The sequence below is a fragment of the Gluconobacter sp. P5B12 genome (genome assembly GCF_018812035.1).
Taxonomy (GTDB): domain Bacteria; phylum Pseudomonadota; class Alphaproteobacteria; order Acetobacterales; family Acetobacteraceae; genus Gluconobacter.
Window position 1 is genome coordinate 511,595 of sequence record NZ_JACRVV010000002.1, and the last position, 21,078, is coordinate 532,672.

The 21,078-nt window shown below is 54.6% G+C and carries 18 protein-coding genes; 11 read left to right on the forward strand and 7 right to left on the reverse strand.

Annotated features, from left to right (window positions below; all coding sequences use genetic code 11):
- The first annotated feature begins 74 nt into the window (after positions 1 to 74).
- A complete protein-coding gene (locus KP702_RS06330; RefSeq protein ID WP_215768661.1) occupies positions 75 to 1,328 on the forward strand; it encodes a sodium:proton antiporter in 1,254 nt (417 codons plus the stop codon).
- A gap of 59 nt (positions 1,329 to 1,387) precedes the next feature.
- Positions 1,388 to 1,852: a hypothetical protein gene (locus tag KP702_RS06335; RefSeq protein ID WP_252347517.1), complete on the forward strand. Its 465-nt coding sequence runs from the start codon at positions 1,388 to 1,390 to the stop codon at positions 1,850 to 1,852.
- A 15-nt stretch (positions 1,853 to 1,867) separates the two neighbouring features.
- On the opposite strand, the gene KP702_RS06340 is transcribed toward KP702_RS06335, so the two are convergent.
- Complete coding sequence (locus KP702_RS06340; protein WP_215768662.1) at positions 1,868 to 2,812, reverse strand: SMP-30/gluconolactonase/LRE family protein; 945 nt, start codon at positions 2,810 to 2,812, stop codon at positions 1,868 to 1,870.
- 140 nt (positions 2,813 to 2,952) lie between these two features.
- On the reverse strand, positions 2,953 to 3,885 hold the full coding sequence (locus KP702_RS06345; RefSeq protein ID WP_215750970.1) for a hydrogen peroxide-inducible genes activator: 933 nt from the start codon (positions 3,883 to 3,885) through the stop codon (positions 2,953 to 2,955).
- A 145-nt stretch (positions 3,886 to 4,030) separates the two neighbouring features.
- Here KP702_RS06345 and KP702_RS06350 point away from each other — a divergent pair, with 145 nt between their 5' ends.
- From KP702_RS06350 to KP702_RS06375, 6 genes are all read left to right on the forward strand, one after another.
- Complete coding sequence (locus tag KP702_RS06350; RefSeq protein WP_064274703.1) at positions 4,031 to 4,762, forward strand: SDR family oxidoreductase; 732 nt, start codon at positions 4,031 to 4,033, stop codon at positions 4,760 to 4,762.
- Between the two features lie 119 nt (positions 4,763 to 4,881).
- The gene (gene add, locus KP702_RS06355) at positions 4,882 to 6,006 is read left to right on the forward strand and encodes an adenosine deaminase (protein WP_215768663.1); all 1,125 of its coding nucleotides are present in this window, start codon (positions 4,882 to 4,884) and stop codon (positions 6,004 to 6,006) included.
- Positions 6,007 to 6,173: 167 nt separating this feature from the next.
- Complete coding sequence (ahpC, locus tag KP702_RS06360; protein ID WP_046900770.1) at positions 6,174 to 6,737, forward strand: alkyl hydroperoxide reductase subunit C; 564 nt, start codon at positions 6,174 to 6,176, stop codon at positions 6,735 to 6,737.
- A gap of 98 nt (positions 6,738 to 6,835) precedes the next feature.
- Entirely contained in the window at positions 6,836 to 8,398 is a 1,563-nt protein-coding gene (gene ahpF / locus KP702_RS06365; protein ID WP_202207180.1) for an alkyl hydroperoxide reductase subunit F, read from the forward strand.
- A gap of 35 nt (positions 8,399 to 8,433) precedes the next feature.
- Positions 8,434 to 9,096: a LysE family translocator gene (locus KP702_RS06370; RefSeq protein WP_237389915.1), complete on the forward strand. Its 663-nt coding sequence runs from the start codon at positions 8,434 to 8,436 to the stop codon at positions 9,094 to 9,096.
- A gap of 110 nt (positions 9,097 to 9,206) precedes the next feature.
- Entirely contained in the window at positions 9,207 to 9,539 is a 333-nt protein-coding gene (locus tag KP702_RS06375; RefSeq protein ID WP_064274707.1) for a YegP family protein, read from the forward strand.
- A gap of 64 nt (positions 9,540 to 9,603) precedes the next feature.
- Here KP702_RS06375 and KP702_RS06380 read toward each other — a convergent pair whose 3' ends face one another.
- Positions 9,604 to 10,707, reverse strand: coding sequence for a LuxR family transcriptional regulator (locus KP702_RS06380; RefSeq protein ID WP_237389916.1), 1,104 nt, complete (start codon positions 10,705 to 10,707; stop codon positions 9,604 to 9,606).
- A gap of 128 nt (positions 10,708 to 10,835) precedes the next feature.
- Here KP702_RS06380 and KP702_RS06385 point away from each other — a divergent pair, with 128 nt between their 5' ends.
- Positions 10,836 to 12,521: a Hint domain-containing protein gene (locus KP702_RS06385; RefSeq protein WP_202207181.1), complete on the forward strand. Its 1,686-nt coding sequence runs from the start codon at positions 10,836 to 10,838 to the stop codon at positions 12,519 to 12,521.
- A 58-nt stretch (positions 12,522 to 12,579) separates the two neighbouring features.
- On the opposite strand, the gene acnA is transcribed toward KP702_RS06385, so the two are convergent.
- Both acnA and KP702_RS06395 read right to left on the reverse strand, forming a co-directional pair.
- Positions 12,580 to 15,270, reverse strand: a complete 2,691-nt coding sequence (acnA, locus tag KP702_RS06390; RefSeq protein ID WP_215768664.1) for an aconitate hydratase AcnA — start codon at positions 15,268 to 15,270, stop codon at positions 12,580 to 12,582.
- Positions 15,271 to 15,302: 32 nt separating this feature from the next.
- Positions 15,303 to 16,325, reverse strand: a complete 1,023-nt coding sequence (locus tag KP702_RS06395; RefSeq protein ID WP_215768665.1) for an isocitrate/isopropylmalate dehydrogenase family protein — start codon at positions 16,323 to 16,325, stop codon at positions 15,303 to 15,305.
- Between the two features lie 107 nt (positions 16,326 to 16,432).
- On the opposite strand from KP702_RS06395, the gene KP702_RS06400 reads away from it, so the two are divergent.
- Complete coding sequence (locus KP702_RS06400; protein WP_215768666.1) at positions 16,433 to 17,365, forward strand: LysR family transcriptional regulator; 933 nt, start codon at positions 16,433 to 16,435, stop codon at positions 17,363 to 17,365.
- Here the strand turns inward: KP702_RS06400 and KP702_RS06405 are convergent.
- Positions 17,362 to 18,444 carry a putative zinc-binding metallopeptidase gene (locus KP702_RS06405; protein WP_099211816.1) on the reverse strand — a complete coding sequence of 361 codons (1,083 nt, stop codon included), beginning with the start codon at positions 18,442 to 18,444 and terminating at the stop codon, positions 17,362 to 17,364. The two genes, KP702_RS06400 and KP702_RS06405, sit on opposite strands and share 4 nt — an antisense overlap.
- A gap of 39 nt (positions 18,445 to 18,483) precedes the next feature.
- The gene (locus KP702_RS06410) at positions 18,484 to 19,332 is read right to left on the reverse strand and encodes a transglutaminase family protein (protein ID WP_215768667.1); all 849 of its coding nucleotides are present in this window, start codon (positions 19,330 to 19,332) and stop codon (positions 18,484 to 18,486) included.
- Positions 19,333 to 19,593: 261 nt separating this feature from the next.
- Here KP702_RS06410 and KP702_RS06415 point away from each other — a divergent pair, with 261 nt between their 5' ends.
- Entirely contained in the window at positions 19,594 to 21,066 is a 1,473-nt protein-coding gene (locus KP702_RS06415; RefSeq protein WP_202207186.1) for a circularly permuted type 2 ATP-grasp protein, read from the forward strand.
- The last annotated feature ends 12 nt before the right edge of the window (positions 21,067 to 21,078 follow it).

Genomic DNA, 21,078 nt, shown 5'->3' on the forward strand with positions numbered 1-21,078 from the left:
AATGCGTCGCAACGGAATTGATGGCTGGCGACGGAAGGTCAGTGCATGATGCACTGTCAGGAGGAGAAGAACGGATGAACTCGCTGGGTCTTTTTGCCTTGCTGATGCTGGGAGCGACGTGTTTCGGGGTTTTGAACGAGCGCCTTTTCAAGCTTCCTCTGACGATCGGTATCCTTCTGATCAGCATGGTCATCTCCATGTTGATCATGCTGATCAACCCTCTGGTTCCAGGCTACGACCTTCAGCACATCCCCCGCACTCTTCTCGGTCAGGTCAATCTGCCGGAAACTCTTCTGGAGGGGGCGCTGTCTTTCCTGCTGTTTGCTGGCGCCATGCAGGTCAATCTCGGATTGTTGCTCTCACGGGGAAAAGCTGTTGCCGCGTTGGCCATTCTGGGCACAGTTCTGGCAGTGGGGCTGCTGGCAGGCGCAGCATGGTTTGTCTTCCCGCTATTGGGCATGAATGTTCCCTTTAGCTGGTGTGTCGTTCTGGGCGCTATTCTTGCCCCAACTGACCCGGTTTCCGTCGTGGGAATGCTGCGTCGTCTGGGGTTGCCGGAAGCCCTTCAGGCGACTTTCGCCGGGGAAAGTCTGTTTAACGATGGTGTTGGCATCGTGATGTACGGGACCGTCATCGGCCTTGCGACCGGAGACGTGCACAGCGTTGCAATGACGGATTTTGTGGTGCGCTTTCTGGTGGAAGCAGTCGGTGGAGGCCTGCTGGGGGGCGTTTTGGGATGGATCGCTCTGAAAATCATTCGGGGCGTAGAGGACATGCAGATAGATCTGCTGGCCTCTCTGGCCCTGGCAACGGGAACTTACAGTCTTGCCAGTTCTCTGCATATGTCCGGCCCTATCGCCGTCGTTGTGGCTGGGATGTGGTTGGCCACGGATGCTGGCAAGCGTGCAATCCCCGAGCACTCCCGCCAGGAACTCACCACCTTCTGGGGCCTGATCGACGAAATTCTGAACGCGCTGTTGTTCTTGCTGATCGGTTTCGAACTTCTTGAGATCACGCCGCATCTGCCCAATCTCGTGGCGACGCTCATCATCATTCCCCTGTCTGTGATTGTCCGCGGGTTGAGCGTGTTCCTATCCACGATGCCGGTTCATCTAAAAAAGGGTGAGCGTGGCAGGGCTCTCGGCGTTTTGACCTGGGGAGGGCTGCGGGGCGGGATTTCAGTCGCACTGGCATTGGGGCTGCCTCCTGGGGGGCTGAGGGAGACGCTGCTGCCGGTGTGCTACGGGGTAGTGGTCTTTACAATCATCGTGCAGGGACTGACGATGGAGAAGGTGGTCAATCGGCTTTATCCGAAAGCCACCAATTGAGTTTATGCCTGCTGAGAGATGTTGGCAGACGGAAAATGGATCGGCAGGAGTGCAGTAAAATGGTGACTTTAAAGCATATGATGGGTGTGCTGATGGTGGCTGGCGCTGTTATGGGAGCGTCTGGCAGTGCATCTGCGGCCAGTGGATTTCCTGGGCAGGCGGGTTGCTGGACAGCTCTTCCGGGTGAAGATGAACGACCGGAAGTAACATGCCGCAGTTTCACGGAAGATCTGCTGAAAAGCCTGGAAAAAGCGACACCAGCGCAGGTGACGTCCCTTCTGGGCGTTCCAGGCAAGGATCACAAACCAACATATTTCGAGAGCGCGAACAGAACGCCCGGAGCCTATAATGGCTATGTGGAACTGACTTATACCTCAGGCCATGTCTCGGATCTCTCTGCCGTGCTAACGCAGGTTCAGCCAAACGGTATGGCGAGTGAGGAAAAGGATTATCAGTGGGGCGTCAATAAAGCTGGATGCTCCGATTTTCCGGGAAGCAAGAAAGCCTGCGACACATCCAATTAAGAACGCCGCTCTGGATCAGTCTCGCAGATCCAGAGCCACCAGTCTTTCACGACAGGTGATAAACAGACGTCGGTTCTCTGGGCCTCCGAATGCACAGTTTGTAGGTGGCCAGGGAAGAGGGACGAAACCCAGGGTACATCCTGACGCGTCGATGACGTAAATTCCGTCGTCTGCTGCGGTCCAGACCCATCCGCGATGGTCTATGGCCAGACCGTCCGGGACACCATTTTCTGTGCTGTAGAAGGGGCGTTTTCCCGTCAGTTTTCCATGGCGACCGACATCGAATGCATGGATGTGGCAGCCTTGCCCGCCGATTTTTCTGGATGTGTCCGTTACGTATAACGTTTTCCTGTCTGGCGAAAATGCCAGAGCATCAGGCTGATCCAGATCAGCCACGCGCGTTAGATCGCCAGTCTTCCGGTCATATCGGTAGACACTGCGATGGGGTAGCTCGGGGGGCGCTATATACCCCTCTCTTGCGGAGTGGATGCCGAATAAGGGGTCGGTAAACCAGAGTGTATGGTTGGGGCCGGTGATAATGGCGTTCGGGGCGTTGAGGCGGCCGCCCTCATAGTGCGTGATGAGGGGGAGTGCTTCCTGAGCGCCCTGTGAAAAACTGATACAGCGTCGTCCCTGTTCGCAATGTATCAGCGTGCCTTCCGGGAGGAGGGCATTGCCGTTGATAAACCACGTGGGATCAAGAATGGTGTGAACATGCCCATCGGGGTGCCATGCCATGACCCTGCGCGATACGACATCCGACCAGACAAGTCTGTTTCGATTTTCGTCCCAGATGGGACTATCGCCAAGTGTTGTGCCTTCGTGGAGCAGCAGAAGCGGAATGTCGAAGTCCAGAACGGCCGCAAGTGCCGGGTCATTAATCCGGATGCCTGGCAGAGGGTCTGAGATTTCTGGAGCCCCCGGTAAACGCAGGAATGTGCCGATCAGGACATTCTTCACGTGTTACGTCTTTTCTGGCTACACATTCCGACTTTCTCGACCACATCAGTGGCACTAATCTGTAAGGTGATTGGCTGTCCCGGAATAAAACTTCCGGTGAATTAAGGTGTCTTACAAAAACGCCGTGATGTTCACGGGGTTCATGCCGGATACATTTTGCATCCTTCCGGGGTCGCCTGCCGCAGAAAGGCGCCAAGCTCCCGGAATGTGCTGGCACGTGGATCTGACGCGCGCCACACGAGGCCGATTGTCCGACTTGCTTCGGGTTCGGAAAGGGGGCGTACGGTGATGAGGTTCTCAAAATCCATCCGGTTGCGCAGAGCAAGCCGGGGAATGAGTGAGAAGCCTTCACCTGCACCAATCATGTGCCAGAGCATCTCCAGGCTCGTGGCCAGTCTGGTTTCGCGCTGTCTGGGAATGGTGGGGCAGATGGAGAGTGCCTGATCGCGAAGACAGTGGCCGTCTTCCAGCAACAGAAGATCAGGTCGACCCAGCTGTTTCAGGGAGATCCTGTTCTTGCCAGCCAGTTCGTGCGTAACCGGAAAAACCCCCAGAAAAGCCTCTTCGAAAAGAGGAAGGGCTTCCAGCGCCTCCGACGGAGCAGGCAGCGCCATCAGAGCCAGATCGAGTTCGTTGTTTCGCAGAGACTGGACCAGCGTATCCGTCGTTCCTTCTGTCAGGCGCAGATTCAGGTTCGGATAGGACTGCCGCAAGTGGGGGAGCGTGCCGGGGATGTAATACGGGCCAAGCGTTGGGATGACGCCCAAGCGCAGAATGCCATCCAGCGGGCTGGTGCGCGCCCGTGCGACTTCCAGAAGATTCCGGGCTGCCGTTAAAACTTCACGACCAAGCGCAATCAGGCGCTCCCCATCAGGTGTAGGGGCGACATGCCTGCGCGAACGCTCGAACAGTGTGACATCCAGAAGCTGCTCCAGCTTGCGGACCTGCTCTGAAAGGCCCGCCTGGCTCACACCACAGCGTTCTGCCGCGCGGGAGAAATTGCGCAGGTCATCCACTGCCACGACATATTCGATGTCTCGCAGGGACAGGCCGGAAAGGGGAACGTAGCTCATGAATTATAGATAATACCGAACACCAAAATATGGAAGTGCGGTTTTTCCTATATTTGCATGAAAGCGTCATCGGCCTCGGCAAGACACATCTGCCTATGAAGCGTATAAGGTTTCAAAGAATTTCCACAGCTAGGATGAAGACTCCATGACACAGCGCGCTGCTCTCGTGACCGGTGGTTCCCGTGGTATCGGGGCCGCAATCGCCCTTCGTCTCGCCACAGACGGATATGACGTTGCGATCTCTTATGCCAGCAACGAAAAGGCTGCTGCGGATATCGTCAGCAAGATTGAAGCCAAGGGCCGCAAGGCTGTTGCCATCAAGGCCAATGGCGGAACAGCGGAAGGTAACCGCGCTGTTGTCACGAAGGCCGTGGAAACATTCGGTCGGCTGGATGCACTCGTCTGTAACGCCGGCATTTATCCTTATGGACCGATCGATCAGATGACTGTTGAGCAAATCGATCAGGTGCTGAACCTGAATGTTCGTGCCGTTATGATCGAGACGATGGAAGCTGTGAAACATCTGGGGCAGGGTGGTCGCCTGATTTACATCGGCTCTGCTTTTGGTGCTCGCGCACCTTTCCCGGGTATTTCCCTTTACTCCGCCACCAAGGCGGCTCTGGAAGGCTTTGCCCGCGGCGTAGCGCGTGATGTGGGGCCGAAGGGGATTACCGTTAATGTGGTCGAGCCAGGTCCGATTGATACGGATCTGAACCCGGCTGACGGTGAAGGTGCGGCGCTGATCAGCAGTTTCACCGCGACGAATTCCTACGGCAAGGTTGCTGATATTGCGGATTTCGTAGGCTTCCTTGCAAGCCCTGCAGCCTCTTACATTACGGGCGCGTCCCTCCCGGTAGATGGCGGTCTGACGGCCTGATCTAAATTAACGTGCGGTCTATCCTGTTTTCTCTCCTTGTTATCGGAGCGGATGCGCAACATTCTCCCTGCGAAAGTCGTGGGCAGGGGGATGCCGCGTAAACGCTAAAGGAAAACAGGATGACGTTCGGGCGCAGGTTCTTTCTGGCAAATACAATGCTGTTTTCAGCCAGTATCGCTTTGACCGGGCGTGCATCGGCTGTGGCAGCTTCAGATGGAGCGGGCGATGACATGACCCGCTTCATCTATGCAATGCCAAAAGCCGAAATGCATGTGCATATTGAAGGCACGCTTGAGCCGGAAATGAAGTTCCGCCTGGCCCAGCGCAATGGTGTCTCCCTGCCGTACAGCACGGTTGAAGAGATGCGGGCCAGTTATAACTTCCACGACCTTCAGAGCTTTCTGAAGATTTTCTATGAAGGCAAAACTGTTCTGCTCAAGGAGCAGGATTTCTATGACCTCACATATGCCTATCTGACCAAAGCAGCCTCCCAGAATGTGCTGTATGCGGAGATATTCTTCGATCCGCAGATGCATACGGACCGTGGCATCCCGTTCGCTACGGTCATGAATGGCCTTACGCGGGCGCAGGCTGATGGTCGCCGCAATCTACAGATCGACTCCCAGCTTGTTCTTTGCTTCGAGCGGGAACTGACGACTGAGTCTGCTATGAAGACACTGGAGTCAGCGCTTTCCTACCGGCAGCATATTGTCGGGATTGGACTGGACTCTGACGAGAAGAATAATCCCCCTGACAAATTCCGTGAGGTGTTTGCCCGCGCCCGTAAAGCCGGTTTTCACCTGACAATGCATTGTGACCTGAACCAGCTCGATACGCATGAACACATCCGGCAAGTGCTGGAAGATATTCAGGCAGACCGCATTGATCATGGTGGCAATATTCTGGAGCGTCCGGATCTGGTGGTCGTGGCCAAACGCAAAGGCACAGCGTTTACCGTTTGCCCGGTCGCCTGTGGCTGGCTGCGGGAGAATGGTGAAAACATCAACATCATTCGCGGAATGCTGGATCAGGGTCTGAAAGTTACGGTCGCGTCTGATGATCCGGCCTACATGAAGAGCAATTATGTGACGGAGAGCCTTGTCGTGGCGCAGGGCGATGGCGCTTTGAGCAAGGAAGATCTTCTCAAGCTGGCACGAAACAGTTTTGAGGCTGCCTGGATCAGCCCGGCGCAGCGCAAAATCTATCTGGGAAAGCTGGAAGCCTTTCGTCGTCAATGGGCTTGAAGGACTGGTCAGCGGGGCTGATATGAAATAGGTAGTGGTGATGAGGGTTTGATCTCTGTTCGGTTTGACCGATCAATCATATTGACAGGAACTGTTTCCTGACCTTCTCATTTTGTGGGACATAGGTTCCGCAACCTAACACGAGCGACAAAGCAGGAGACCTTCTGATGGTTCGCATTAACTCCACACTGGCCCCGTTCTCGACCGATGCATTCCGCAACGGCGAATTCCTGACGGTCACGGATGCAGACGTCCGTGGCAAGTGGTCCGTCTTCTTCTTCTATCCGGCAGACTTCACGTTCGTCTGCCCGACGGAACTTGAAGATCTGGCTGACAATCAGGCCGCTTTCGACAAGCTGGGCGTTGAAATCTATTCCGTTTCCACGGACAAGCATTTCACGCACAAGGCCTGGCACGACACGTCCCCGGCTATTGGCAAGATCAAGTACACGATGCTGGGCGACCCGACGGGTGTGATCTCCCGCAACTTCGGTGTTCTGATCGAAGAAGCTGGCCTGGCTGATCGCGGCACGTTCCTGCTCGATCCGGAAGGCAAGGTTCAGTACATCGAAATCACGGCTGGTGGCGTTGGCCGCTCCGCGACGGAACTGCTGGAGAAGATCCAGGCCGCTCAGTATGTCGCCACGCATCCGGGTGAAGTCTGCCCGGCCAAGTGGAAGGAAGGCGGCGAAACGCTGAAGCCTTCTCTCGACCTCGTCGGCAAGATCTGATTTTGCCGGGTGAGGCGGGACCGCCTCACCATTCCCTGCCCCTTCATCGGGGCAGGGCTCTTCAAGATTTCACCAACTTTAAATTGCTGGAGAAAACGATGCTTCAGGACGACCTGAAAACCCAGATGCGCGCCTATATGGAATATCTGCGCAGTGACGTCGTGCTGGAAGCTACCCTTGGCACCGACGAGCGCTCCGCCGAAGTGCGTGGATTGCTGGAAGACATTGCCAGCCTGTCCAACAAGGTGACGTTCTCCGACGCCGGAACTGCTTCCCGCCGCCCGTCTTTCCTGATTCGCCGGGCTGGTTCGGTTGAAGCTGTGACATTCGCCGGCCTCCCGATGGGGCATGAGTTTACCTCGCTGGTCCTGGCGCTGCTTCAGGTGAGCGGCCATCCGCCCAAGATCGACGCTGATCTTGTTGAGCAGATCAAAGCGCTGGACGGGGATTTCCATTTCGAGACTTATTTCTCCCAGTCCTGCCAGAACTGCCCGGATGTGGTGCAGGCGCTGAACGCCATGAGCGTCCTGAATCCAAAAATCCATCACGTCGCGATTGATGGGGCGGATTTTCAGGAAGAAGTCGAACGCCTTGGCATTCGGTCTGTGCCGCAGGTCTATCTGAATGGGCAGCCATTTGCCTCTGGTCGCATGGAAGTCGCGGATATTTTGGCAAAGCTGGATGCCTCTTCTGTCGAGCGTGCGGCTGCCAAGCTAAATGACGTTGCGCCATTTGATGTTTTGGTACTGGGCGCGGGCCCGGCGGGTGCATCCGCAGCAATTTATGCTGCGCGTAAAGGCTTGCGGACGGGCCTCGTTGCGGACCGCTTCGGTGGTCAGGTGATGGATACGGCTGGCATCGAAAACTTCATTTCCGTCAAGGAAACAGAGGGCCCACAGCTATCTGCTGCGCTTGAAGCCCATGTGCGCCAGTATGATGTGCAGATCATTGCGTCTCAGAAAGCTGCCAAACTTGTTCCGGCGGCTCAGATTGGTGGCTTGCATGAGATCGCTCTGGAAAGTGGGGCGAGCCTGCATTCCAAGACGGTTATTCTGGCAACCGGTGCACGGTGGCGCCAGCTAGGCGTTCCGGGTGAAGAGGAATATCGCACCAAGGGCGTGGCCTATTGCCCGCATTGCGATGGCCCGTTCTACAAGGGACGCCCGGTTGTCGTGACCGGTGGTGGCAATAGCGGTGTAGAAGCTGCAATTGATCTGGCGAATATCGTCTCACACGTTACGCTTTTGCAGCGCGGTGCGCACCTGAAGGCGGATAAGGTGTTGCAGGACAAGTTGCTGAGCCTGCCCAATGTCACGGTTCTGATGAGTGCGCTCACGACGAAGATCGAAGGTGACGGCAAGGAAGTCACGGGCCTGACCTACAGCGACGCTGATGGTGGCCTGCACCACATCAAGACGGACGGCGTATTCGTTCAGATCGGTCTGCTGCCAAATACGGACTGGTTGAAGGGGGCCCTGGATCTGAGCCCGTATGGTGAGATCGTGATCAACGATCATTGCGCAACATCGGTGCCGGGGATCTACGCTGCGGGTGACGCGACAACAGTGCCTTACAAGCAGATTGTCATTGCCATGGGTGAGGGCGCAAAGGCCTCCCTGTCTGCCTTTGACTACCTGATCCGCTTGCCTGTGCAGGCATAATTGGTGAGGCCTTGGGGGGAACGGAAAGGATGTATATGGTTCGGGCCATGCATCCTTATCTGCTCCCCCTCCTTGCCTTCGCACTGACTGCCGCCGTTTTCACCATTACGCCGGGCCTGGATACCGCCATGACCCTCCGGACGGCCACGACGTCTGGCTGGAAAGCCGGGCTGGCAGCCGTTATGGGAATCTGTCTTGGGCTTGGCGTCTGGGGCTTGGGAGCGGCTTTTGGGCTGACTGCACTTTTGGCAGCGTCAGAGACGGCATTCACAGCCGTCAAATGGGCAGGTGCGCTTTATCTGGGATGGATAGGCATCAAGCTGCTGCTACATCCGCGATCATCCCTGTCGAAAGAAGAGGCTGAAGCAGCCATTGAGCAGCCGACGAACCGTCCAGAGGCAGGACTGGCCTTTCGGCGCGGTTTGCTGAGCAATCTGCTGAACCCCAAGGTTGGCGTTTTTTACATGACGTTTATGCCGCAGTTCATTCCGCCCCATGTCAACGTGCGCGAATTTTCGCTTTTGCTAACCGCTATTCAGGCGTTGCTATCTTTTGCATGGCTTGGACTGCTGGTCGCCTTGACCATTCCCCTTGGACGCTTTCTGTCCAGCCCGACTGTCGTACGACGTATGGACCGTCTAACCGGCAGCGTTTTCTTGCTATTCAGCCTTAAGCTGGCACTTGCCCGTCGGGCTTGAGAGCGGACTCGATTTTTCAGCACTTTTTGTGGCAGGCTCAGAGCAGCAGGTCTTTTTGAATCTGGTATGCGGGGTCTGCTGATGAATGCTGTTCTGAAAGGAGCTCGATCATGAGTGCAAAATTTGAACTCTATACCGACACTGCTGGCGAATATCGTTTTCGCCTGAAAGCAGCTAACGGAGAGAATATTCTTGCCAGTGAAGGGTACAAGCAGAAAGCCAGTGCGGTGAATGGTATTGCTTCCGTTCAGAAGCATGCCCCTGACGACGCCCATTATGAGCGTAAGATTTCAGCGTCTGGAAAGCCATTCTTCAATCTGAAGGCTTCAAACGGGCAGGTGATTGGCAGCAGTCAGGCGTACAGCAGTGAAAGTGCGCGGAATGCTGGGATTGAATCCGTTAAGAAAAATGCACCGTCAGCTGTGACGGTGGATGCTGTATAAGAAGATCTGTTAATCTGCCTCTGCATCATTTTGGTACTATTGATGCAGGGGTATGTAATAAAATCTAAGCTATAAAACTTATATTCTTAACAAAAGCCGTAAGTTGGCTCTGGCTATTGACGCCTAACCTGACAAAAATGTCTTTGACCATCTGTCGGGCAGTTCCTTCGGTGATATTCATTTTTAAAGAAGAGTCCTTAATGGAATTCCCATTCGCGATCAGGCAGGCAATTTTTGATTGAGACGCTGTAAGGAAAAGGTTGCTCAGGATAGCTTCCGTTTCAGAATTGACTCTATGAATGGAAAAAATAACCATTCTTGTTTGTTCCATTTTGGATGAAACATTTATTACTTTTGCAAAAAAAATCTTATCTGTTTCGGTTTTTATTTTTATGGGATTGTGAACGTCGCCGGATCCAGAGAGGAGGCGAGAAAATTTACTGTTACCATCAGAGCTTTTCACTTGGATTGTGTTATTTTTTACAAAAATCCCATCGGATTCCATCCGGATCAGGTTGTTGTTCGCATATACAATTTTATTTTCTGAATTAATCAGAGCAATTCCAAACGGCATTTCTTTGAAGGAATTCTCAAATATTTCATGAAAATTCTTGCTCTTGTTAAAGGAGATTCCGGTTCCAACTGCTTGAATAACGTGCGGAATTATTCGTGTCAGGTTTTGCTTGATGATTGCGCTTGATTGTATTGTTAACCCGTCTGGAGACTGTACTGACAGTAGGAACCTATTCCCATTTTCAGTTTTGAACATGGCATGATGTATTCTTCGAACACCAAATTCCTTCAAAAATTCCATGTAAAACGGTATTTTGTCGATTTGTTTGTCAGATAAGAAGCTGTCATCAACATACAGGAAGTCATTTTCTATTTTTTTTCTTGTATAGACGGACAGAGGTGATTTGTTTCGCCAGTGATTGTAATATAATTCTTCTGTTTTCGGATCCTGATTGGAGCCAAAGCGCCATTCAGACATATCTTCGTCTAATGGAATTAAAGATGCGCCGCCAAAACTGCTGTCTGTGCAGTATTTTGCGATATTTACTAAGGATTCATTCCATTCAGAACGGTCTTCAATAGTTTTATAGATATTTTTTGTAATAAAAATATGATTTTCCATTTGATGGATTCTTTCTTTTGAAGCCGGAATCATCAGACAAAAATATTCAAAAAAAAGCAAACATCCACTACCATATGGGAGTGGTGGCCAAAATTCTCATGCTTCAAAAAAACAGGCGCGGTGAGTTGCAGATCTCATCTGGCTAGAGGCAGGAGAAAACAATGGTAGCGTCAGTAATTTTTACCCCAACAGGGGGTAGCCAGTCTGTCGTCAGTGCGCAGAATGGTGCCATCACTATAGATAATTCTGGAACTATTGCTGGTGCAGCTTACTATGCTGCCTTCCCAATTCCAGATGCAAGTCAAGCTACGACAGGTTCAGTATCTATAATTAACGATTCCGATGTAACTGCGTCTACATGGAAAATTGGAACTTCTTCTGATGCAGCTGTAGTTACCGTAAGCGACGGAGCATCTCTATCTCTCGATAACACTGTTACGGTTTCAAGTAACTCTAAAATAATTATTGGGAATGGTGGAACGGTAGTTCTTGGCGGATATGCGACTACAACTGTCGGACTTATCCAGTTTGATGAAGGTGGCGGCGGTACAATTGAAATTGCAGCAGGAACAACGCCAAGCATTATCGGATATATTACAAATATTAAAGAAAACGACACAATTATTTTGAACGGCCTCTCGGCAGATGGCTACACGTATGTGAATGGAGTTTACACGCTGACCAGTCAGGGGCAGCCAATTTCTGGAACTTCTTCATTCCAGCTTCCCGAAGCGAATGAAGGAACGACTTTCACGGTTTCGACGATCAACGGCAAAACTTATCTGAGAACACTGGTTGTCGTGTGCTTTTTGCGGGGATCAATGGTCCGTACTGCACAGGGAGAGGTCGCTGTTGAAGATATCTGCATTGGCGACGAAGTTACCGTTTATGACTGGCAGGCTCAGGCCGAAGTAAATCGTCCGGTCGTGTGGGTTGGAACCAAAAAGGCCTTTGTCTGCCCAGGACTGCCTGATGACAAAGCTGGTTATCCGGTTCGTGTTCTCAAGGATGCCATCTCAGATGGTGTTCCCTATGAAGACTTGCTGATCACTGCTGAGCATTGCCTGTTCTTCGACGGTAAATTCGTACCTGTGCGGATGCTCGTAAACGGTCGCTCCATTTTTTACGACAAGAGCATCACGTCTTACGACTATTACCATGTAGAGACGGAGCAGCACTCCGTTATCACCGCGAATGGCGTTCTTACAGAGAGCTATCTGGACACAGGAAATCGTCGCTCATTTGGTCAAAGCGGCAATGTCGTCGCCTTGGGTGGTCGTGCTAAAACATGGGCTCAAGACGGTAATGCGCCGTTGGATGTCAGGCGTGAGTTTGTGGAGCCGCTATTCCAGCAGTTTGATGCGCGTGCCAGCAAGGTGTGCTCGGAGACGGTTTCCGAAGATGCACCTCTTACGGACGATGCTGATCTTCACCTGGTGACGGACACCGGCACGGTTATTCGCAAGACCCGTGAAGCCAATGACCGTGTCATGTTCATGATCCCCGCCAACGTCAAAAGCGTGCGGATTGTCTCCAGAACCAGCCGCCCGAGTGACGTTATCGGCCCGTTTGTAGACGACCGACGCAACCTCGGCGTTCTGATTGGTGATATTACTCTGTTTGAAGAGAGCCGTACTCACAGGATTACAGCTCATCTGAAGACTGAGACGCTGGAAGGCTGGAGCAATCCGGAGAAGGGTAACATGCGCTGGACAGCCGGTCGTGGCCTTCTGCCGCTTGGTAGCCGTCCTTCCAACAGCATTGCCATTCTTGCTCTGCAGATTAAAGCTGGCGGACCATACAAACTGGCCCCTCAGAACAATGCAGGTCTGTCTCTGACAGCCTGAGGCCCGGTATTTTCCTGCTTTGGCTCTGTCCCCTTGTTGGGGGCAGAGCCTTTTTTGTTCAGGCCGCAGCCATACCGCGCAGGACGTAAGGCAGGATACCGCCATGGCGATAGTAATCTGCCTCATCCACCGTATCGATGCGACACAGGAGGGGAACGTTTTCCTGTGTGCCATCGCGACGGGTGATGGTCATAACCAACGTTTTGCGAGGAGTCAGATCACTGATGCCCGCAATATTGATGGTTTCAGTCCCATCCAGATTTAGTGTCTTGCGCGTCGTTCCAGGTTCGAACGTCAGTGGCAGAACGCCCATCCCCACAAGGTTGGAACGGTGAATGCGCTCAAAGCTCTCGGCGATGACGGCTTTGACACCAAGGAGACGCGTGCCTTTCGCGGCCCAGTCGCGGGATGAGCCCATGCCGTATTCCTTGCCGCCAAACACGACAAGCGGTGTTCCTTCGTCAGCGTAGCGCGTGGCCGCATCATAGATGGACATGAGTGTCCCATCCGGCTGATGACGTGTCATGCCACCTTCGGTACCGGGCGCCATTTCATTGCGGATACGGATATTGGCGAAGGTGCCGCGGACCATCACGCGGTCATTGCCGCGGCGTGACCCATAGGAGTTGAAGTCTTTAACCGCGACCTGATGTTCCTGAAGGTATTCGCCTGCAGGAGAAGACGTCGCGATGGAACCGGCAGGCGAGATGTGATCGGTGGTGATGTTGTCCCCAAGGAGCGCCAGAACGCGTGCGCCTGAAATGTCACTCGTTGTCTGTGGGTCAGCTGTGAGGCCAGAAAAATATGGCGGATCCTGCACATACGTAGAGCCAGGCTGCCATTTGAAAGTGGCTGAATCACTGGCTGTTCCAAGCGCCTGCCATTCCGGCGTGCCTTCCGTGATGCGACCATACCGTTCAACGAAGGCATCCCGGGTAACTGCGGACCCAACTAGTTCTGCAACATCATGGTTGGAGGGCCAGAGATCCTTCAGATAGACGGCCTTGCCGTCTGGCGTGTGACCCAGAACGGCTGTCGTAATGTCCTGACGCATCGTCCCGAGCAGCGCGTAAGCAACCACAAGTGGCGGGCTTGCAAGGTAATTTGCGCGAACGTTGGGTGAAATACGGCCTTCAAAGTTCCGATTGCCGGACAGGACGGATGTTGCCACGAGGTTATGTCCCTCAATGGCATCAACTATCGGTTGGGCCAACGGGCCTGAGTTTCCGATGCAGGTCGTGCAGCCATACCCAACGGTTTCAAAGCCCAACGCATCCAGATCTGCCGTTAGACCTGCACGATCCAGATAATCGGTCACGACCTGCGACCCCGGCGCGAGAGAGGTCTTGACCCAAGGCTTGGGCTTGAGGCCGAGTGCACGTGCCTTACGGGCAACTAGCCCTGCGGCAATCAGAACGGCCGGATTGGACGTGTTGGTGCAGGATGTAATGGCCGCGATGACGACCGAGCCATGTTCCAGCGCGTAATCCGTTCCAGCGACCGGAGCGGTGACGATGGTATTTTCCGGTTTGACGCCGAGAGTCTCTGTCAGGGCTTGCTCGAAAGCCTCGGAGGCAGAGCGCAATTCTACACGGTCTTGCGGGCGCTTCGGTCCTGCGAGGGACGGCGTGACGGTGCTGAGATCCAGTGAGAGCGTGGAGGAAAAGACCGGTTCTGGCGTGGACGCATCACGGAACATGCCCTGCGCCCGCAGATAGGCTTCAACAAGCGCAATACGGTGTTCGTCACGGCCGGTCTGGCGCAGGTAATCCAGTGCCAGCGCATCGACCGGGAAGAAGCCGCAGGTTGCGCCGTATTCCGGGGCCATATTGGCGATGGTTGCACGGTCTGCAACGGGCAGATGATCCAGCGCAGGACCATAGAACTCGACAAATTTCCCGACAACGCCCTTGGTGCGCAGCATCTGCGTGATGGTCAGGACAAGATCTGTGGCCGTCGTGCCTTCCGGGAGTTTGCCGTCCAGACGGAAGCCGACGACATCCGGAATGAGCATGGAAATTGGCTGGCCGAGCATCGCGGCTTCGGCTTCGATGCCGCCAACGCCCCAGCCCAGAACACCCAGTCCATTGACCATGGTGGTGTGGGAATCCGTGCCATACAGGGTGTCCGGATAGGCGTAGGTTACGCCGTCGATCGTGCTGGTCCAGACGACCTGGGACAAGTATTCCAGATTGACCTGATGACAGATGCCCGCACCCGGCGGCACAACGCGGAACTGGTCGAATGCCTGCTGGCCCCAGCGTAGGAACGCATAACGTTCGCCATTCCGCTCGAATTCCAGCGAGACGTTCTGCTGAAGGGCGTCTGCACGGCCTGCCACGTCGACCATGACGGAATGGTCGATCACAAGATCAACCGGCACAAGCGGATTGACCTTCCGCGGGTCTCCGTTGAGCGCCAGAATGCCATCGCGCATAGCGGCCAGATCGACGACAGCCGGAACACCTGTGAAATCCTGCATCAGAATGCGGGATGGCTTGAACGGCACTTCCTGCGTTGAACCCGCGTATTGCAGCCAGCCTGCAATGGCCTGAGCATCTTCAGCTTTGTAGCTCGTGCCGTCCGTGAAACGCAGGACGTTTTCGAGCAGAACCTTGAGGCTGACGGGAAGGCGGGAAATGTCCCCGATTTTCTCCGCTGCGACGGGTAGAGAGAAATAGCGATAGGTCTGTCCGTCAACGGACAGGTCGCGCTGGCTGCCCAGAAGATCGCGTCCAACCTGTTTCATGATGTGTGTTCCCTGCTGGTCGTGTCGTCTGTTCAGTGAATGGCGCGCAGGAGGGCCTGCGTGACGTCTGCTGTTGTGGCCGTGCCGCCAAGATCGTGGGTGCGAATATTGTCTGTCGTCAGGACCTGCTTCATGCCGGCATCAAGACGGGCGGACAGGTCCTGACGTCCCACATGAGCCAGCATCATGCTGGCAGCCATCATCAGTGCGAGCGGATTAGCAATGCCCTGACCTGCAATGTCGGGTGCGGATCCATGAACTGCTTCAAAAACCGCCATTTTCTCACCAATATTCGCGCCTGGCGCCATGCCTAGGCCGCCGACAAGCCCTGCAGCCAGATCAGACAGGATATCGCCAAAAAGATTGGTCGTGACGAGGACGTCGTAATTTTCTGGCTTGATGACAAGTTCCATCGCGCAGGCATCGACAATGCGCTCTTCAAGTTCCACGCGGCCTTCATATTCTGCGGCTACGCGGCGGCCTTCATGCAGAAAGATGCCGCTCAGGATCTTGAGGATATTGGCCTTGTGAACCAGCGTAACTTTCTTGCGGCCGTTCTTCACAGCGTATTCGAACGCAAACCTTACGATCCGGTTACATTCCGCTCTCGTGTTGAACCCGGCGCCGTATGCCACAGCTTCCGGATCGTCCCCAACGCGCATGTAGTGTTCCATGGCGGCGTAAAGGCCCTCAACGTTTTCCCGGATCACGACCAGATCGACGTTCTCATAACGACCGCCTGGCACGATTGTCTGCGTCGGACGAACATTCGCATACAGATCGAACTGCTGACGAAGTGTCACATTGATAGAGCGGAAGCCTTTGCCAACAGGCGTTGTCAAAGGGCCTTTCAGCACTAGGCCCGTACGGGCGATGCTTTCCAGCGTCGCATCAGGCAGGGCGCTTCCCTGGCTCTCCAGAGCGCCCATGCCTGCGCTCTGATGGTCCCAGACAAAAGGCGCTCCCAGAGCATCAAGCACTGTCGTGACAGACGCCATGATTTCTGGTCCGATACCATCACCGGCGAGAAGGGTAGCGGGGATCTTGTCGGTCATGGGGGCGTCCTGTCTGTCCGTATGTGAGAAGGCGTGCGGACTTTAGAGAGGAAAACTGTTAGATCCAATATTTCCATACAGGTTTCATCATACCTTAAAGGTATCGCATGGTTGAGCTCCGTCATTTCCGCGCCGTTGTTGCCATCGCGGAGGAAGGCACCCTGACACGAGCCGCAGAACGGCTGGGGATTCAGCAGCCTCCTCTCACGCGGATGTTGCGCTCCTGCGAAGAAACCATGGGTGTTCAAATTTTTGAGCGTCATGCCAAAGGGATGCGCCTGACGGCTGCCGGACGCAGTATGCTCAAGGGAGCTTATGATATTCTCGACCGTGTAGACGAGACGGTTGAAGATGTCCGTCGTGTCGTGCGGGGCGAGAGCGGGGAGCTATCGGTCGGCTTCACCAACTCAGCAATGTGCCACCCCAGTTTACCAGCTGTTTTGGGGTATTTTCGCGAAAGCTGGCCGGATGTCACGCTTGGCCTGACAGAGGGGAATTCCAGTCAGTTGCTCGGCGCCCTGCGAGACGATCTGGTGGATGTCGCGTTTGTCCGTGCGTCCATCCCGGATGTTTCGGACGTTATGGTGGAGCTGATTCTGGAAGAGCCCATGGTTGTGGCTGTGCCCAAGGCCCATCCCCTTGCGGACAATCCTCCACCAGAGGGGCTCAGACTGGCTGATCTGGAGAATGAAGACTTCATTCTTTATCAAAGCCAGTACAACAACGGTCTGTACAAGACGATCGTGGATGCCTGCCTCGGGGCAGGTTTTATGCCCAATATCCGCCAGAAAGGGCCGCAGCTCATGGCGGCTCTCAGTCTTGTAGCCGGGGGGTTGGGGATTTCGGTCGTTCCCCATTCCATGCAGCAGCACCATGCGGGGCAGATCACCTATATTCCGCTTTCGTCCCGCACGGCGCTGACCGCGCCGGTTTATCTTGTGTTCAGGTCTGTCCGTATGACGGGAGCCAAACTGTATTTCATTCATCAGGCTCGGCAGATGCGCACGCGCCAATTCGGAACAGGAAAGGCGGTTTCCTAACCGAGCGCCTGTGTCTCGCGGATCAGGGAGTGAATAAACGCCAGCTTTTCCCGCACCCCTGACGTCAGCACGAAGGGATAAAAGTCTGAGAGGCCCATGGAGCGGTTAAGGCTGTTGACCGCTGATGTCAGGGGGACCCAGGCCTCCATGATTTCGTCAAATGTGGACGTCAGATACGGATCGTTTCCGGGGCCGTTGGTTGAAAGGGGTGATGCATCCGGCAAAACGGGATGAATGGTCACGCCATACGCCCATGCGGTCTCCAGAGTGGAAACGATATGGAGGTAATGGGCCCATGTTTCTGCAAAATCTTCCCAAGGATGGGACGTCGCATACATGCTGACATGCCGTTCCCGCCAGTCTTCCGGCGGTGGGTTGTTGTAATGATTTTGCAGGGCCTCCTGATAGTCCTGCTGGTCATCGCCGAACACTGCGCGGCAACTCTCCAGGCGCCCTGCATCCCGAACCAGAACATTCCAGTAATAGTGTCCGATTTCGTGCCGGAAATGACCGAGAAGGGTGCGGTAATACTCGCCCATCTCCACCCGCATCCGCTCGCGCTCGGCGTCATCCGCTTCACGGATGGCCAAAGTAATCAGACCGTTGTTATGGCCGGTCATAATGGGAGCAGAGCCGTCTGCGGCATCGTCCAGGAAATCAAATGCCAAGCCGTTATGAGGGTCTTCCCAACGGCTCCGGATCGGAAGTTTGAGGCGAAGCAGCGTGTAAAACAGTCGGTGTTTGGCGACTTCTATCTTCCGCCAGCGCTCAAGATTTTTCGGATTGTCGAGGTTGGGAATTGTCCGGTTGAAGCGGCAGGCAAAGCAGATGGCGGGCCTGCCGGATCTGTCTGGCGTCGTCAGCCAGTTGCAGGCGTCATAGGCATGGTTCGCACAGTAGACGAGCTCTGCATGCTGAACCTGTTCTTCCACGGGGTGCCAGCGGCCCGTTCCGGTCGGTTCCAGCGCAGTCAGCGTTGCCAAACCGGGAAGATAGCCCACGGGATGATGGCAGGATTCACACGCAATATTTTCGAAATACAGAGCCTGCTGGCAGCACTGACATGAGAAAAGCTTCACTGTTTCGGCACCTTATTGCAGCTCTTGCGAAGCATGATGTCAGGTATTGGTCTCTCTGTGCAAATGTTGTGCTTCCATCAAGACATCAAACCGCGCCTGACAGTGATCCAGAAGCCCGGAAACAGGCGCAGCCTCTTCCGGTGTCGCCGAAACGGCGAGGGGAATATGGTTCTGGGCTGTGACCAGACCCGAAGTCGTGTCGAATCCGAACCATCCTGACTCCGGCACCCAGATTTCAGCCCAGGCATGCAAGTCACAGGTCAATGTCTGACTGCCTGTATCCAATGGCTTTGGCTGAATCAGGTATCCGGAGACAAACCGAGCTGCGAAGCCCAACCTGCGTGCGAAAGCAATCATTAGCCACGCACTATCCCGGCAGGAGCCCGTCAGGCGGGACAGGGTCTCAGCTGGCGCCCAGGTGCCGGGCTCCATACGGGTCTTATAGTGGAGCGATTGTGCCAGTTTGCGATTGAGCCAGATCAGGCGAGCCAGATCTGTTTCTCCCGCTGAAGGGAATTGACCGTCAAGAAAGCCGTCCAGCAGGTCTGGATCAGACGTAGCCACTCTGTAGGCAGGGTTGTCGGGTGTTTGTGAAAGCGGCTGACCGCCCTTCTGAAAAGGGTCATAGGGCGTGATATCCACAGTCATACGGACTTCGATATCGAAGTGAGAGACCTGCTCGGCAAAGATGGCTTCGGCAACCGTATTTTCGTGGGCGTCCAACCGCCATGCGATCTGACCTTCGCCAGGACCGACGTTCAGGGCATAGGTCAGGATAGGGTTGCGTGCGTTAACGGGCGGCCGCAGCCGGATAGTCTGAGGACCCAGAAAGACGGGACGGTCATAGCGATAGGACGTGTGGTGGCGAAGCGTCACGAGCGTGTTCATTGTGGCAGATTTCCGCGATCCACTCTCATGACCTGATGTTCCCTGCTCCCCTGATGTCCCGTTAGCTCGGGATTATCCTTCCTTTATCGTAACAGGAAGAACGGCAACGGCAACTCTCTTGATATATTCTGGGAAAAACAAAACTGCTCGCTGTTTTTATTGCTTGGCAAACAGAAGGGAGTTGATAGGTTAATAAATAATCGTAATGATCCGGCCGGGTATGGTTCATACAGCTGTCGGGTAAGGAAACGGGGCAAACAGATGAGGTCCAACGTCTTGCAATCCCAGGTCCAGGAAGCCGGCATTTTCTCCGCTTATCTCAAGCCCGCGTTTTTCTGTGAACTGATGAACCGGGGAGAGGCGTTACCTGAGGCCCTGCAACTGGTTCAGGAAAGGCTGTCCCAGTTCGACATCAAGGAACTCCGCCACCGTACATCCAATGCGGAAACCCAGTTGTACCGTCTTGGTATCACCTTCACGGTTTACTCTGACCGGGAGGCCATTGACCGGGTTTTACCTTTTGATGTGATCCCCCGCGTTCTGACAGCCGACGAATGGGCGTTTATCGAAAAAGGCGTGCAGCAGCGCGTCAAGGCGATCAATCTTTTCCTGTGGGACATCTATCATGATCGCAAGATCCTGCAGGACGGTATCATTCCCGCGGATCTGGTTCTGAAAAATGCCAATTACTGTCAGGCTATGGTCGGCGTTGATGTCCCGGGTGGTGTGTATGTCCATATTAATGGAACGGATCTGATCCGCGATCGCAGCGGGCAGTTCCTCGTTCTGGAAGACAACGCCAGAACCCCGTCAGGCGTGTCATACGTCATTGAAAACCGACACATGATGCTGCGGTTGATGCCGGATCTGGCATCAGGGATGCCTCTTCGTTCGGTAGAGGATTATGGGCTGCGTCTGCATCGGGCGCTTTGCGATGTCGCACCGGAAGGCGTAACCAACCCGCAGGTCGTTCTCTTGTCTCCCGGGATCTATAACTCAGCCTATTTCGAGCATGTCTTTCTGGCACGCGAGATGGGTGTTCCTCTTGTTGAGGGGCGAGATCTCCTCGTTGAAAACAACCATGTTTACATGCGAACTGTCGCTGGGCTCCGACCGGTGCATTCGATCTACAGACGCATTGATGACGCTTTCCTGGACCCGCTGGCTTTCAATCCGGAAAGTCTTCTGGGCGTTCCCGGACTGGTGGAAGCCTACCGTCAAGGCAACGTGACGATTGCCAACGCTCTCGGGACCGGGGTTGCGGATGACAAGGCCGTGTACGCGTATATGCCGCGGATTATCCGATACTATCTGGAAGAAGAACCCATTCTGGGAAGCGTTGAAACGCACATCTGCGCTGAGCCAGAAGGGCTGGCTTTTACTTTGGCCAATCTGGAGAAGCTTGTCGTCAAACCCGTCGGAGAGTCCGGAGGCTATGGGCTTCTGATAGGGCCGCACGCAACGGAAAGTGAGCTCGAGGAATTCAGGCGTCGGCTGACGGAGAACCCTTCCAATTACATCAGCCAGCCGGTGATCGATCTTTCGGTAACACCAACCCTGTGTGACGCAGGCGTGGAGGCGCGGCATGTTGATCTGCGTCCCTTCGCATTAACTGGAAAAACGACGTGGGTGCTGCCGGGGGGCTTGTCGCGTGTGGCTCTCCGCAAAGGATCTCTGGTTGTTAATTCTTCTCAGGGCGGAGGATCGAAGGATACATGGGTGATGTCCGTATGACACAGCTTTCCC

Bases quoted from the DNA above. Each gene is read 5' to 3' on its own strand.
- KP702_RS06330 (WP_215768661.1), top strand. From the start codon at position 75: ATGAACTCGCTGGGTCTTTTTGCCTTGCTGATGCTGGGAGCGACGTGT.
- KP702_RS06335 (WP_252347517.1), top strand. From the start codon at position 1,388: ATGGTGACTTTAAAGCATATGATGGGTGTGCTGATGGTGGCTGGCGCT.
- KP702_RS06345 (WP_215750970.1), bottom strand. From the start codon at position 3,885: ATGAGCTACGTTCCCCTTTCCGGCCTGTCCCTGCGAGACATCGAATAT.
- KP702_RS06350 (WP_064274703.1), top strand. From the start codon at position 4,031: ATGACACAGCGCGCTGCTCTCGTGACCGGTGGTTCCCGTGGTATCGGG.
- add (WP_215768663.1), top strand. From the start codon at position 4,882: ATGACGTTCGGGCGCAGGTTCTTTCTGGCAAATACAATGCTGTTTTCA.
- ahpC (WP_046900770.1), top strand. From the start codon at position 6,174: ATGGTTCGCATTAACTCCACACTGGCCCCGTTCTCGACCGATGCATTC.
- ahpF (WP_202207180.1), top strand. From the start codon at position 6,836: ATGCTTCAGGACGACCTGAAAACCCAGATGCGCGCCTATATGGAATAT.
- KP702_RS06370 (WP_237389915.1), top strand. From the start codon at position 8,434: ATGGTTCGGGCCATGCATCCTTATCTGCTCCCCCTCCTTGCCTTCGCA.
- KP702_RS06375 (WP_064274707.1), top strand. From the start codon at position 9,207: ATGAGTGCAAAATTTGAACTCTATACCGACACTGCTGGCGAATATCGT.
- KP702_RS06380 (WP_237389916.1), bottom strand. From the start codon at position 10,707: ATGATTCCGGCTTCAAAAGAAAGAATCCATCAAATGGAAAATCATATT.
- KP702_RS06385 (WP_202207181.1), top strand. From the start codon at position 10,836: ATGGTAGCGTCAGTAATTTTTACCCCAACAGGGGGTAGCCAGTCTGTC.
- acnA (WP_215768664.1), bottom strand. From the start codon at position 15,270: ATGAAACAGGTTGGACGCGATCTTCTGGGCAGCCAGCGCGACCTGTCC.
- KP702_RS06395 (WP_215768665.1), bottom strand. From the start codon at position 16,325: ATGACCGACAAGATCCCCGCTACCCTTCTCGCCGGTGATGGTATCGGA.
- KP702_RS06400 (WP_215768666.1), top strand. From the start codon at position 16,433: ATGGTTGAGCTCCGTCATTTCCGCGCCGTTGTTGCCATCGCGGAGGAA.
- KP702_RS06410 (WP_215768667.1), bottom strand. From the start codon at position 19,332: ATGAACACGCTCGTGACGCTTCGCCACCACACGTCCTATCGCTATGAC.
- KP702_RS06415 (WP_202207186.1), top strand. From the start codon at position 19,594: ATGAGGTCCAACGTCTTGCAATCCCAGGTCCAGGAAGCCGGCATTTTC.